The sequence below is a fragment of the Cupriavidus sp. C3SS-1 genome (genome assembly GCF_057073755.1).
On sequence record NZ_CP172699.1, the window covers coordinates 2,674,320 to 2,687,504 of the forward strand.

Annotated in this window: 11 protein-coding genes; 7 read left to right on the forward strand and 4 right to left on the reverse strand. The window is 65.9% G+C overall.

Annotated elements, in window-relative coordinates; translation table 11 throughout:
- Positions 1-174: 174 nt before the first annotated feature.
- The 6 genes from ACIGJC_RS12410 (at position 175) to dut (ending at position 7,617) form a co-directional block, all read left to right on the forward strand.
- On the forward strand, positions 175-1,176 hold the full coding sequence (locus ACIGJC_RS12410) for a bifunctional riboflavin kinase/FAD synthetase (protein ID WP_483709140.1): 1,002 nt from the start codon (positions 175-177) through the stop codon (positions 1,174-1,176).
- Positions 1,177-1,309: 133 nt separating this feature from the next.
- Positions 1,310-4,201, forward strand: coding sequence for an isoleucine--tRNA ligase (gene ileS, locus ACIGJC_RS12415; protein ID WP_483709142.1), 2,892 nt, complete (start codon positions 1,310-1,312; stop codon positions 4,199-4,201).
- Entirely contained in the window at positions 4,201-4,752 is a 552-nt protein-coding gene (gene lspA, locus ACIGJC_RS12420) for a signal peptidase II (protein WP_483709143.1), read from the forward strand. The genes ileS and lspA overlap by 1 nt, the downstream gene beginning before the upstream one ends.
- A 78-nt stretch (positions 4,753-4,830) precedes the next feature.
- Entirely contained in the window at positions 4,831-6,033 is a 1,203-nt protein-coding gene (gene coaBC, locus ACIGJC_RS12425; RefSeq protein WP_483709144.1) for a bifunctional phosphopantothenoylcysteine decarboxylase/phosphopantothenate--cysteine ligase CoaBC, read from the forward strand.
- Between the two features lie 6 nt (positions 6,034-6,039).
- A complete protein-coding gene (locus ACIGJC_RS12430) occupies positions 6,040-7,065 on the forward strand; it encodes an LLM class flavin-dependent oxidoreductase (protein WP_483709145.1) in 1,026 nt (341 codons plus the stop codon).
- 51 nt (positions 7,066-7,116) lie between these two features.
- Positions 7,117-7,617, forward strand: coding sequence for a dUTP diphosphatase (gene dut, locus ACIGJC_RS12435; RefSeq protein WP_483709146.1), 501 nt, complete (start codon positions 7,117-7,119; stop codon positions 7,615-7,617).
- A gap of 12 nt (positions 7,618-7,629) precedes the next feature.
- Here dut and ACIGJC_RS12440 read toward each other — a convergent pair whose 3' ends face one another.
- The 4 genes from ACIGJC_RS12440 to clpS form a co-directional block, all read right to left on the reverse strand.
- The gene (locus ACIGJC_RS12440) at positions 7,630-8,478 is read right to left on the reverse strand and encodes a VOC family protein (RefSeq protein WP_483709147.1); all 849 of its coding nucleotides are present in this window, start codon (positions 8,476-8,478) and stop codon (positions 7,630-7,632) included.
- Positions 8,478-9,479 carry a Bug family tripartite tricarboxylate transporter substrate binding protein gene (locus tag ACIGJC_RS12445; protein WP_483709148.1) on the reverse strand — a complete coding sequence of 334 codons (1,002 nt, stop codon included), beginning with the start codon at positions 9,477-9,479 and terminating at the stop codon, positions 8,478-8,480. The genes ACIGJC_RS12440 and ACIGJC_RS12445 overlap by 1 nt, the downstream gene beginning before the upstream one ends.
- 122 nt (positions 9,480-9,601) lie before the next feature.
- Positions 9,602-11,899 (reverse strand): ATP-dependent Clp protease ATP-binding subunit ClpA, encoded by a 2,298-nt coding sequence (gene clpA, locus ACIGJC_RS12450; RefSeq protein WP_483709150.1) that lies wholly within the window; start codon positions 11,897-11,899, stop codon positions 9,602-9,604.
- Positions 11,896-12,222, reverse strand: coding sequence for an ATP-dependent Clp protease adapter ClpS (clpS, locus tag ACIGJC_RS12455; RefSeq protein ID WP_116318045.1), 327 nt, complete (start codon positions 12,220-12,222; stop codon positions 11,896-11,898). Before clpS ends, clpA begins: the two co-directional genes overlap by 4 nt.
- A 523-nt stretch (positions 12,223-12,745) precedes the next feature.
- Between clpS and ACIGJC_RS12460 the strand changes: the two genes are divergently transcribed.
- On the forward strand, positions 12,746-12,955 hold the full coding sequence (locus ACIGJC_RS12460) for a cold-shock protein (RefSeq protein WP_483709152.1): 210 nt from the start codon (positions 12,746-12,748) through the stop codon (positions 12,953-12,955).
- Positions 12,956-13,185 lie beyond the last annotated feature (230 nt).

Genomic DNA, 13,185 nt, shown 5'->3' on the forward strand with positions numbered 1-13,185 from the left:
CGCGCGTCTGGACTGGCGCCTATCATGCCGCCTTTTGCCCTATCGCGCCACGACGACAGGACGATTGCGCCACAAAAACCGCGGCCGTCGACGACACATGGGCGCCCGGCAGGGGCAATCGGACCCATTCGCCTTATAATGCCCGCTTTACCCGAAACATTTCCCGCCGTCCCCGTGAAAGTCTTCCGCGGCCTGCCCAACGCCGAGAGCCGGGCGCCTTGCGCGCTCACCATCGGCAATTTCGACGGTGTGCATCGCGGCCACCAGTCGCTGCTTGCGCGCGCACGCGCGGCAGCCGACGCGCGCGGCCTGCCGCTGTGCGTGATGACGTTCGAGCCGCATCCGCGCGAGTTCTTCACGCCTGACAAGGCCCCGGCCCGTATCGCCCTGCTGCGCGACAAGCTCGAGAGCCTGCGACGCAATGGCGTGGATCGCGTGGTGGTGGAGCACTTCAACGCCCACTTCGCGGGCCAGTCGCCGCAGGCGTTCGTCGAGAACGTGCTGTGGCATGGCTTGCACGCGCGCTGGGTGCTGGTTGGTGACGATTTCCGCTTCGGCGCCAAGCGCGCCGGCGATTTCGCCTACCTGCAGGACGCGGGCCAGCGCTTCGGCTTCGACGTGGAGCAGATGGGCTCGGTGTCCGAGGGCGGCATCCGCATCTCCAGCTCGGCCGTGCGCCAGGCGCTGGCCGATGGCGACCTTGAGCACGCACGCCGCCTGCTCGGCCATGGCTATGCCATCAGCGGCCACGTGATCCACGGCCGCAAGCTGGGCCGCGACCTGGGCTTTCCGACGCTGAACCTGCGCATCTCGCACAAGCGACCGGCGGTCAACGGCATCTTTGTCGTGCAAGTGCACGGCATTGCCGAGCATCCGTTGCCCGGCGTGGCCAGCATCGGCGTGCGCCCGACCATCGAGGACGCCGGCCGCGTGCTGCTGGAAGTTCACCTGTTCGACGTCAACGAGAATCTGTACGGCAAGCTGATCCGGGTCGAGTTCATGAAGAAGCTGCGCGATGAAGCGCGTTTCGATAATCTGGAAGAACTGACCGCGGCCATCGCCAAGGATAGCGCCGACGCGCGCGCCTTCTTCGGCCTGACCGCGCCGGACGCCTCCACCGGCCGCGCCGAGGGCGCTGGCGGCTTCGCCACGTCGGCCACGGACCGAATTAGCTAGCGGCCCGGCACCCCGCGGTGCCGGTTCGCGCTCCGCCCTATCCAGTCTTTCCTGCGCGCACGCCCCAGTGCGACCCATGCGTGGCCAGATCAACGGCCCGGTGCGCGCCAAACGAATTGCCCCGAGAATCGACATGTCCAACGACAAACGCGCCAAGCCCGAGAAAAGCAAATATCCGGTCAACCTGCTGGACACCCCCTTCCCGATGCGCGGCGACCTGCCCAAGCGCGAGCCGCAGTGGGTCAAGCAGTGGCAGGACAAGCAGCTCTACAAGAAGATCCGCGCGGCGCGCAAGGGCGCCAGGAAGTTCGTGCTGCATGATGGCCCCCCGTATGCCAACGGCGACATCCATATCGGCCACGCGGTCAACAAGGTCCTCAAGGACATGATCGTCAAGGCGCGCGGACTGACCGGCCTGGACGCCGTCTACGTGCCGGGCTGGGACTGCCACGGCATGCCGATCGAGATCCAGATCGAGAAGCAGTTCGGCAAGGGCCTGCCGGTGCAGGAAGTCCAGGCCAAGGCCCGCGCCTACGCCACCGAGCAGATCAAGCGCCAGATGGTGGACTTCGAACGCCTGGGCGTGCTCGGCGACTGGGACCACCCGTACCTGACCATGAACTACAGCAACGAGGCCGACGAAATCCGCGCCCTCGGCAAGATCATGGAAAAGGGCTATGTGTTCCGCGGCCTGAAGCCGGTCAACTGGTGCTTCGACTGCGGCTCGGCGCTGGCCGAGGCCGAGGTCGAGTACAAGGACAAGGTCGACCTGTCGATCGACGTCGGTTTCCCGTTCGCCGACACCGACAAGCTCGCGCACGCCTTCAAGGTGCCGTTCGAGCAGATCAACGCCAAGCCGGGCTGGATCGTGATCTGGACCACCACGCCCTGGACGATCCCGAGCAACCAGGCGCTCAACGTGCATCCCGAAGTCGAGTACGCGCTGGTCGACACCCCGCGCGGCTTCCTGATCCTGGCAACCGAGCGCGTCGAGGAACAACTCAAGGTCTACGAACTGGAAGGCAAGGTCGTCGCGACCACGACCGGCGCCGCGCTGTCGGAAATCCGCTTCCACCATCCGCTGGCCAAGATGGACGCCGGCTATGACCGCCTGTCACCGATCTACCTGGGCGACTACGTGACCACCGACACCGGCTCGGGCATCGTGCACTCGGCCCCGGCCTATGGCGTGGAAGACTTCCAGTCGTGCAAGGCGCACGGCATGAGCGACCACGACATCATCAGCCCGGTGATGGGCAACGGCGTGTACGCCGGCACGCTGCCGCTGTTCGGCGGCCTGTCGATCTGGGACGCGAACCCGAAGATCGTCGAGGTACTGAAGGGGTCCGGCAACCTGTTCAACTCGCACAAGTACACCCACAGCTATATGCACTGCTGGCGTCACAAGACGCCGATCATCTACCGCGCCACCTCGCAGTGGTTTGCGGGCATGGATGTCGATCCGGTCGAGCAGGACGGCAAGCCGGTGCCGACGCTGCGCGAAACCGCGCTGGCGGGCATCGAGGCTACCGAGTTCTTCCCGTCGTGGGGCAAGCAGCGCCTGCACAACATGATCGCAAACCGCCCGGACTGGACGCTGTCGCGCCAGCGCCAGTGGGGTGTGCCGATGGCCTTCTTCCTGCACAAGGAAACCGGCGCGCTGCACCCGCGCACGCCTGAGCTGCTGGAAGAAGTGGCCAAGCGCGTCGAGCAGCACGGCATCGAGGCGTGGCAGACGCTGGACCCGAAGGAACTGCTCGGCGCCGAGGCCGACCAGTACGAGAAGAACCGCGACACGCTCGACGTATGGTTCGATTCGGGCACCACGCACTGGACCGTGATCCGCGGTTCGCACCGCGAAGACCTGTACGACCCGTCGGCCGATGAAGCCGACGGCCGCCTGGCGGACCTGTACCTGGAAGGCTCGGACCAGCACCGCGGCTGGTTCCATTCGTCGCTGCTGACGGCGTCGATGCTGTATGGCAAGCCGCCGTACAAGGCGCTGCTGACGCACGGCTTCACCGTCGACGGCGAAGGCCGCAAGATGTCGAAGTCGGTCGGCAACACCGTGTCGCCGCAGGACATCGCCAACAAGATGGGCGCCGAGATCATCCGCCTGTGGGTGGCCTCGACCGACTACTCGGGCGAGCTGTCGATCTCCGACGAGATCCTCAAGCGCGTGGTGGAAAGCTATCGCCGCATCCGCAATACGCTGCGCTTCCTGCTGTCGAACCTGTCCGACTACGACCATGCCAAGCACGCGCTGCCCGCTTCGGAATGGCTGGAGATCGACCGCTACGCCGTGGCCTTGTCCGAGCGCCTGCAGAAGGAAGTGCTGTCGCACTACGACGCGTACGAGTTCCACCCGGTGGTGGCCAAGCTGCAGACCTTCTGCTCGGAAGACCTGGGCGGCTTCTACCTGGACGTGCTGAAGGACCGCCTGTACACCACGGCGCCTGACTCGAAGGACCGCCGTGCGGCGCAGAACGCGCTGTACCACATCACGCAGGCCATGCTGCACTGGATGGCGCCGTTCCTGTCGTTCACCGCCGAGGAAGCGTGGCAAGTGTTCGCGCACGGCACCGGCCACACCGACACCATCTTCACGAGCACCTACTACACGCTGCCGGAAGTGGACCAGGCCGACGACCTGCTGCAGAAGTGGCACACCCTGCGCGAAGTCCGCGCGGAAGTCACGAAGCAGCTCGAGGCAGTGCGCGTGGAAGGCGCGATCGGCTCGTCGCTGCAGGCCGAGGTCAACATCCAGGCCGGCGGCCCGGTGCTGGACGCGCTGCAGAGCCTTGGCGGCGACCTGCGCTTCGTGCTGCTGACGTCCGCGGCCACCGTCACGCCCGCGCCGGAAGCCGGCGACCTGCTCGTCACGGTCGCAGCTTCGGCGCATGCCAAGTGCGAACGCTGCTGGCACTACCGCGCCGACGTTGGCCAGAACCCCGACCATCCGACCCTTTGCGGCCGCTGCGACAGCAACCTGTTCGGCGCCGGTGAACACAGGAGCCATGCCTGATGGCATCGTCCACGACCCGTTCCGCCCGCCCGGCACGCCGCAATAACAAGGCGTCGGGCCATAACAACAAGGCCTCGGGCAACGCCACGCCGCTGCTGTGGATGGCGTTCGCCCTGCTGGTGGTGGTGCTGGACCAGTTCTTCAAGATCGTCATCGTGCGTACGTTCTCGTACGGCGAATCGCGCCCGGTGACGCGCTTCTTCAACCTGGTCCTGGTCTACAACAAGGGCGCGGCGTTCAGCTTCCTGGCAGATGCCGGCGGCTGGCAGCGCTGGTTCTTTACCGGGCTCGGGCTCGTGGTCGGCGCGTTCATCGTCTGGCTGCTTTACCGCCATACCGGCCAGCGCCTGTTCTGCTTCGCCGTGTCGCTGATCCTGGGCGGCGCCGTGGGCAACGTGGTCGACCGCGTGGTCTACGGGCACGTGATCGACTTCCTCGATTTCTACGTGCGCAACTACCACTGGCCGGCCTTCAACGTGGCCGACTGCGCCATCACCGTCGGCGCTGTGCTGCTGGTCGTCGACGAGCTGCGGCGCGTTCGCCGGCACTGAGCCGGCACCAAGCCGCCCCCGGCAGCCCGCGCGGGCTGCCGGTATCATGCCGACACCCCTTTCTTTGACGAGTCCCCCATGGATTTGCGCGGCAAGCACATCGTTCTCGGCCTGACCGGCGGCATCGCCTGCTACAAGTCGGCCGAGCTGGTCCGCCTGCTGACCAAGGCCGGCGCCACGGTACAGGTGGCCATGACCGAGGCAGCGACCCATTTCATCACCCCGGTCACGATGCAGGCCCTTTCGGGCCGCCCGGTGTTCCTGTCGCAGTGGGATGCGCGCGTCGACAACAACATGGCGCACATCGACCTCTCGCGCGAGGCCGACGCCATCGTGATCGCGCCCGCATCGACCGACTTCCTCGCCAAGCTGGCCAATGGCCTGTGCGACGACCTGCTCACCACGCTGTGCATCGCGCGCGACTGTCCGCTGCTCGTGGCACCGGCCATGAACCGCCAGATGTGGGCCGCCGCGCCCACGCAGCGCAATGCGGCGCAACTGCGCGCGGATGGCGTCGTCATCCTGGGCCCCGGCAGCGGCGACCAGGCTTGCGGCGAAGTCGGCGACGGCCGCATGCTGGAACCGGAAGAGCTGGTCGATGACCTCATCGCCTTCTTCCAGCCCAAGCCGCTGGCGGGCAAGCGTGTATTGATCACCGCGGGCCCGACCTTCGAGGCTATCGATCCGGTGCGCGGCATCACCAATCTCTCGTCGGGCAAGATGGGCTTTTCCATCGCCCGCGCCGCACGCGAAGCCGGCGCCGAGGTGCTGCTGGTGGCCGGCCCGACCGGCCTGCCCACGCCGCGCGGCGTGGTGCGCACCGATGTGCGCAGCGCCCAGCAGATGCATGACACGGTGCTGGCCCAGCTGCGCGACGTAAACGTCTTCATCGCGGTTGCGGCTGTCGCCGACTGGCGCCCCGCCGAGGTCGCGCAGCAGAAGCTCAAGAAGGCCAACGATACCGATACGCCGACGCTGCAGTTCGTGCAGAACCCGGACATCCTGGCGACCGTCGCCGGACGCACCGATGCGCCCTACTGCGTCGGCTTTGCCGCGGAGAGCGAGAACCTCGAGCAGTACGGCGAACAGAAGCGCCAGCGCAAGGGCGTGCCGCTGCTGGTGGGCAATATCGGCCACCACACCTTCGGCCTCGACGACAACGAGATCGTGCTGTTCGATGCCGCCGGCATGACCCGGCTGCCGCGCGCCGACAAGCTCACGCTGGCGCGCCAACTGGTGGCTGCCATCGGCCAGCGCCTGCCGGGCCGCACCCAGCCCTGAAGCATCATGACCGCGACCAAACCCCGCCTGCGCCTGTCCGTGCTCGACCAGAGCCCGGTCATCGCCGGCCACACCGCGCGTGATGCGCTGGCTGCGACCGTAGAACTGGCGCAGATGGCCGACGCGCTTGGCTACACGCGCTACTGGTGCGCCGAACACCACGGCCTGCGCGGCGTCTGCAATCCCGCGCCGGAAGTCATGCTGGCGCGCATCGGCAGCGTCACGCAGCGTATCCGGCTGGGCTCGGGCGGCGTCATGCTGCCCTACTACAGCCCGTTCAAGGTGGCCGAGCAGTTCCGCATGCTCGAAGGCCTGTTCCCGAACCGCATCGACCTCGGCGTGGGCCGGGCGCCCGGCGGCGACCTGCGCACGGCGCAGGCCGTGGCAATGGGCCAGTACGACCGCGGCGCGCAGTTCGAGGAGCAGGTGCGCGACCTGTCCTGCCTGCTGCGCGGCGACGTGCCGCCCGGCCATCTGGCCGAGGGCGTGCTGCTCCAGCCCGTGGTCGATACGCAGCCTGAACTCTGGATACTGGGCTCCAGCGACTACGGCGGCGCACTGGCCGCGCGGCTCGGGTTGCGGTTTGCGTTTGCGCATTTCATCAACGCGCACACGGGCCATCATGTCGCGCGGCAGTACCGAGAGGACTTCCAGCCAGGCTATGAGGCCCAGCCTTACAGTGCCGCCGCGATCTTCGTGATCTGCGCCGACACCGACGCCGAAGCGGCCGAACTGGAACGCGCCGTGGATCTGCGGCGGCTGCAGATGGCCTATGGGGTCAACGCGCCGATCCCGTCGCTGGAGCAGGCCGAAAACCATGTGCCGACCGAACGCGACCAGCTGATCATCGAGCGCGAGCGCCCGCGCACACTCTGCGGCACGCCCGAACGCGTGGCGGAGCGCATGCTGGCCCTGCGCGAGCAGTTCGCCGCCGACGAGCTGGTGGTGCTGAGCGTGACCGCGACCTATGCCGCCCGGCTGCGCACGTACGAACTGCTGGCCGAAGCGTTTGAACTGAATTCCGAAAACTGAACCTCGTCAAGGCAAGCCGCCTTGCCGGAGATTCTCAGAACCGATCCCGAAATGAGCCTAGAACTGAACCCGTCCGTTGAAATCAAGGTGCTGGATTCCCGCCTGAACGAGTGGGGCCTGCCCGCTTACCAGAGCGACATGGCCGCCGCCATCGACCTGCATGCCTGCGTCGACGCACCGGTGTCGATCGCAGCGGGCACCGCCGCGCAACTGGTGCCGGCCGGCATCGCCGTGCATATGGGCAACCCGTACATGGCCGCGACCATCGTGCCGCGCTCGGGACTAGGCCACAAGAAAGGCCTGGTCTTGGGCAATTCGATCGGCGTGATCGACGCCGACTACCAGGGCCAGATCATGGTCAGCGTGTGGAACCGCAACGCGCCGGGCACCGAGCCCATCGTGATCCAGCCCGGCGAGCGCATTGCGCAGATGATGTTCGTGCCCGTGCTGCGCCCGGTGTTCACGACGGTCGAAGAGTTCTCGGAAAACAGCGAGCGCGGCGCCGGCGGTTTTGGCTCGACTGGTGTGCACCACGCCAAGGCCAGCGCCTGACGCTGCCCGGCTTCAGCCCTGCTGTTCGAACAGCAGGGCAACGCCGCCGGCGGCGCTCGCCGGAATCAGGGTCTCGTGCGGTCCGAGGTCCTGGGCCGGAATGCCGGCCGCGCGCCAGATCTGGCGCGCTTTTGCCAGTGCGCCAGTGCGCAGGCGGATCGCCGCATAGCCCGGCACATCGCGCTGGATGTGCGCGGTGCCGGTTGCCGCTGCCAGCGCCTGGGGCGTACTGACGACCAGCGTGGCATCGTCCACCGAGACACTGCAGATGTGGTCGCTCAGCTGCGTCATCTCGCCGCCGGTCAGCTCGGCATAGGCGCGGCCGGTCGCATCCACCAGCGCCGGCGCTACCACCATGAACATCGACGCAATCCCCTGCGCGCCATTGGCGTGCCGGATCCATTCCGGCCGCCAGAGCAGTTCGGGCGTGCGGTGCTCGCAAACGAAGTAGCGCGCACCCGGTGCGTCATCGAGCGCCGTGACGCGAAACGTGGCAGCGTGCTCGCTGCCATCGTCGAGCACCACCGGACGCGAAAACTCGATCGGCTCGGAAATATGCCAGCCGCCCTCGCGCAGTCGGGCCGCCGTGGCGAAGGCATCGGCGCTCTTGCATGACATGGCCGCACAGCCGCCACCACGCGCCTGGGCGTCCCAGTAATACTGCCGGCTTGGGTTCGGTGCGGTGACGTGGAGCAACTCGACATAGTCGCGCGCCAGCATGATGCAGTGGTTCTGGGAACCCAGCGTGTGATAGCCGCGCGGCGTCAGCGTAAAGCCGAGCCGGCGCCAGGCCTCGGCGCCGGCATCAAGATCGGGGCAGACCACGACAGCGTGGTCGAACATTTCGGCGTTGCCTGCCATTACTCGAACTGGATATTGGCCTTGCGTGCCACAGCCTGCCACTTGTCGTGCTCATGCCGCACAAGGTTTCCAAGCTCGGCGGGGCTGCCGCCGACGATCTCGAAGCCTTGCGCCGCCAGGGCATCGACCACGCGCGGCTGGTGCAGCGACTCCACCAGGGCGTCGTGGATGCGGCTCACGGTGGCGGGCGCCATGCCCGCCGGGCCGAACACGCCGATCCACGAATACGCCTCAAATCCGCGCACGCCCTGCTCCGCCACGGTAGGCACTTGCGGCAACTGCTTCAGCCGGCTGGTTCCCGTGACGCCAAGCACCTTGATGGTCTTGGCCGCGATATGGGCCTGCACGGCCGCGTAGCTGCTGAAGAAGATGTCGACTTCGTTCGACAGCACGGCCTGCACGGCCGGGCCGCCGCCCTTGTAGGGCACGTGCAGCATATGCACGCCGGTCTCGGTGGCCAGCGCTTCGGCGGCAAGCTGGTTGAGGCTGCCGATGCCGGACGAGGCATAGCGCACGCCGTCGTGCCTGGCCTTGGCCAGTGCCGCCAGCTCGCGCACATTGGAGGCCGGCAGCGCCGGATTCGCGGCGATCACGAGCGGAAAACGCACCAGCTGCGAAATCGGGGTGAAATCGCGGAAGGTGTCGTAGGGCAGCTGCTTGTAGGCAAACGGGTTGATGGCGTGGGTGTCGAAAGCCATCAGCAGGGTATTGCCATCGGCCTTGGAACGCGCAACGGTACTGGAGGCGATCAGTCCGCCGGCGCCAGGCTTGTTGTCGACCACGACCGTCTGGCCGAGCAAAGCCTTGAGGCCCGGCTGCAGCTGGCGCGCCACGATATCGACGCTGCCACCCGGCGGAAACGGCAGGACCATCGTGATCGGACGGCCGCTTGCGGGCGAATCGGCGGGCGCGCCAGCGGCCACCGCAGTCAGCGGTGTAGCGGCCAGCGGCAGGGCTTTGAGCAGCATGCGGCGCAGCCGCGTGCGTTCGGGACGGGACATCGGTCTTTCTGGAAGAGGCGGCCCACTGGCTGCCGTGACAAAAAACAAAGGGCGGCATTTCTGCCGCCCCTGTATTTTGCCCGAGGATGGCCGCAATTGCAGACAATGTCCTCGCGCGTCGCTCAGACCTCCGCGCGCTGCTCGCTTTCCGGCGCCTCGGGCGGCTCCGGATCGGCTTCGGAGAAGTCGAGCTTGATCTGGTCCTGATCGTCGAGATCGACCACCACCTTGCCCCCGGACACCAGCTTGCCGAACAGCAACTCGTCGGCCAGCGCCTTGCGGATCATGTCCTGGATCAGGCGCTGCATCGGGCGGGCGCCCATCAGCGGATCGAAGCCCTTGCGCGCCAGGAACTTGCGCAGTGCCTCGGTGAAGCTGGCTTCCACCTTCTTCTCGTGAAGCTGCTCTTCCAGCTGCATCAGGAACTTGTCCACCACACGCAGGATGATCTCCTCGTCCAGCGAACGGAAGCTGATCATCGCGTCCAGCCGGTTGCGGAACTCCGGCGTGAACATGCGCTTGATGTCGGCCATTTCATCGCCCTGCTCGCGCGACGTGGTGAAGCCGATGGTGGCGCGGTTCATGGTCTCCGCCCCCGCATTGGTGGTCATGATGATGATCACGTTGCGGAAGTCGGCACGCCGGCCGTTGTTGTCGGTCAGCGAGCCATGGTCCATGACCTGCAGCAGGATATTGAAGATATCCGGATGCGCCTTCTCGATTTCATCCAGCAGCAGCACGCAGTGCGGCTTCTTGGTAACGGCCTCGGTCAGCAGGCCGCCCTGGTCGAAGCCGACGTATCCCGGCGGCGCGCCGATCAGGCGGCTGACCGCGTGGCGCTCCATGTACTCCGACATGTCGAAGCGCAGCAACTCGATGCCCATGATGAAGGCGAGCTGCTTGGCGACTTCGGTCTTGCCCACGCCCGTGGGGCCCGAGAACAGGAAGGAGCCGATCGGCTTGTCGGTCTTGCCCAGCCCCGCGCGCGACATCTTGATCGCCGAGGCCAGTGCTTCGATGGCCGGGTCCTGACCGAACACCACCGACTTCAGGTCGCGTTCCAGCGTCTGCAGCTTGCTGCGGTCGTCCTGGTTCACGCTCTGCGGCGGGATGCGGGCAATGCGCGAGACGATATCCTCGATCTCGCCCTTGCCGATGGTCTTCTTTTGCTTGGACTTCGGCAGGATGCGTTGTGCCGCGCCGGCTTCATCGATCACGTCGATCGCCTTGTCAGGCAGGTGGCGGTCGGTGATGAAGCGCGCCGACAGTTCGGCCGCCGCGGTCAGCGCCGAGGCCGCGTACTTGACGCCGTGGTGCTCCTCGAAGCGCGACTTCAGGCCGCGCAGGATCTGAACGGTCTGGTCGACCGAAGGCTCGACCACATCGATCTTCTGGAAGCGCCGCGACAGCGCCGCGTCTTTCTCGAAGATGCCGCGATATTCGGTGAAGGTGGTGGCGCCGATGCACTTGAGCTGGCCCGACGACAGGGCCGGCTTGAGCAGGTTGCTCGCGTCCAGCGTGCCGCCTGACGCGGCGCCCGCGCCGATCAGCGTGTGGATCTCGTCGATGAAGAGAATCGCGTTCGGGTTGTCCTTGAGCGACTTCAGCACGCCCTTCAGGCGCTGTTCGAAATCACCGCGGTATTTCGTGCCGGCCAGCAGCGCGCCCATGTCGAGCGAGTAGACGGTCGCCTTTTCCAGGATGTCCGGTACTTCGTTCTTGGTGATGCGCCACGCCAGGCCTTCCGCGATCGCGGTCTTGCCGACGCCTGCCTCGCCGACCAGCAGCGGGTTGTTCTTGCGCCGCCGGCACAGCACCTGCACCACGCGCTCGACTTCGCTTTCGCGGCCGATCAGCGGGTCGATCTTGCCGGCTTTGGCCAGCGTATTCAGGTTCTGGGTGTATTGCTCGAGCGGGCTTTCCTTGCCGTCACCGCCTTCGCCTTCGCCCGTGCCATCGCCATGCTTGGCGGGCTCGGACTGGTCCTTGCGGATGCCGTGGCTGATGAAGTTGACCACGTCCAGGCGCGTCACGCCCTGCTGCTGCAGGTAGTAGACGGCGTGCGAATCCTTCTCGCCGAAGATGGCGACCAGCACGTTGGCGCCAGTCACTTCCTTCTTGCCGTTGGACGTGGACTGCACGTGCATGATCGCGCGCTGGATCACACGCTGGAAACCCAGCGTCGGCTGAGTGTCGACCTCATCCGTGCCGGGAACGACCGGTGTGTTGTCAGCGATGAAATTCTTCAGGCTGGTGCGCAAGTCCTCGATATTGGCCGCGCAGGCGCGCAAGACCTCTGCTGCCGTCGGGTTGTCGAGCAACGCCAGCAACAGGTGTTCCACGGTGATGAACTCGTGGCGTGCCTGCCGGGCCTCAACGAACGCCATGTGCAGGCTCACTTCCAATTCTTGCGCAATCATGCTTCCTCCATCACGCACTGCAGGGGGTGGCCCGCCTGCCGCGCGTGCGTTGACACCAGCTCGACCTTTGTCGCGGCGATATCTCTGGTGTAGATACCGCAGACGCCCTTACCTTCCCGATGCACGGTGAGCATGATCTGCGTCGCCGTTTCACGGTCCCTGCTGAAATACTGTTGCAGGATCATGACTACAAACTCCATCGGAGTGTAGTCGTCGTTGAGCAGCACCACCTTGTACATAGCGGGCGGTTTGAGCGCCTGCTCCTTCCGCTCCAGAATGGTGCCTGCTTCGCGTTGTGGGACATTCGCCAGCCGTGTAGCCATGGCTTTATTCTAACCCTTACTCGCAACTCTGCAATTTGGGGAACTGTGGCGGGATTCAAGGGCCGCGCCACGCGTTCGCGTCGTTAGGAAAATGCCAAAGGCATTGCAATGCACGTGACTGGCCCACGCCGGCACGCTAGCGCCAATGTGCGCCACGCCGCTGTGCGCATCCCCACACGGTACCATCAGCGGCCGTCCGATTCCCGCCACACCCTTCCGGGAGTGGGGAATCCGCCAGCTTGACAGTAAATGGGTTTGCCAGAAGAATCGGTCGCACACCGGGTTCAGGCCAGCGAGTCAAGCAAAAGGGCCGGACCTCGTGATCCGTGAGCAGGGAGGCTTACGAACCAGTGGCGACGATACTGGCACACAATAACCAGAAGCGTTGCCACGCGATTCACCCATGCTGCGTCATTGCCGTCCGCATCCCGAAGGGAGGCGGCGGCCTGGCGCCGCAGCGCGTGTCATCCAGCTGGCCGCAGGCTTCCCCGCTTTGAAATCTGCTATTTCGTTGGGGGAGTATATGGCAAGCGGTATCGTCAAATGGTTCAATGACGCCAAGGGCTTCGGGTTCATCAAGCCGGACGAAGGCGAGGAAGAACTGTTTGCGCACTTTTCGGCAATCCAGATGGCGGGCTTCAAGACGCTCAAGGAAGGCCAGCGCGTCTCGTTCGAGGTGACCCAGGGCCCCAAGGGCAAGCAGGCCACCAACATCCAGGACGCGCAGGGCTGAAGTGCGCCGCGACTGCACCCGGGCCGACAGAGTTTCGGGGTAGTCACCAAGGATGCGGGGGGAAACTCCCCCGGAACGGGATCCGCGAAAACAGCATGGCCTCCGCCCTCAGGGCCGCGGCAATGCCGTTGCACGGCTCTCAGCTGCACGCTACCGCATCCGACGAAAAGCCCGGCCTCGCGCCGGGCTTTCTGCATTCTGCGGCCGTGCGCCGTGCCGCAATACCCTGC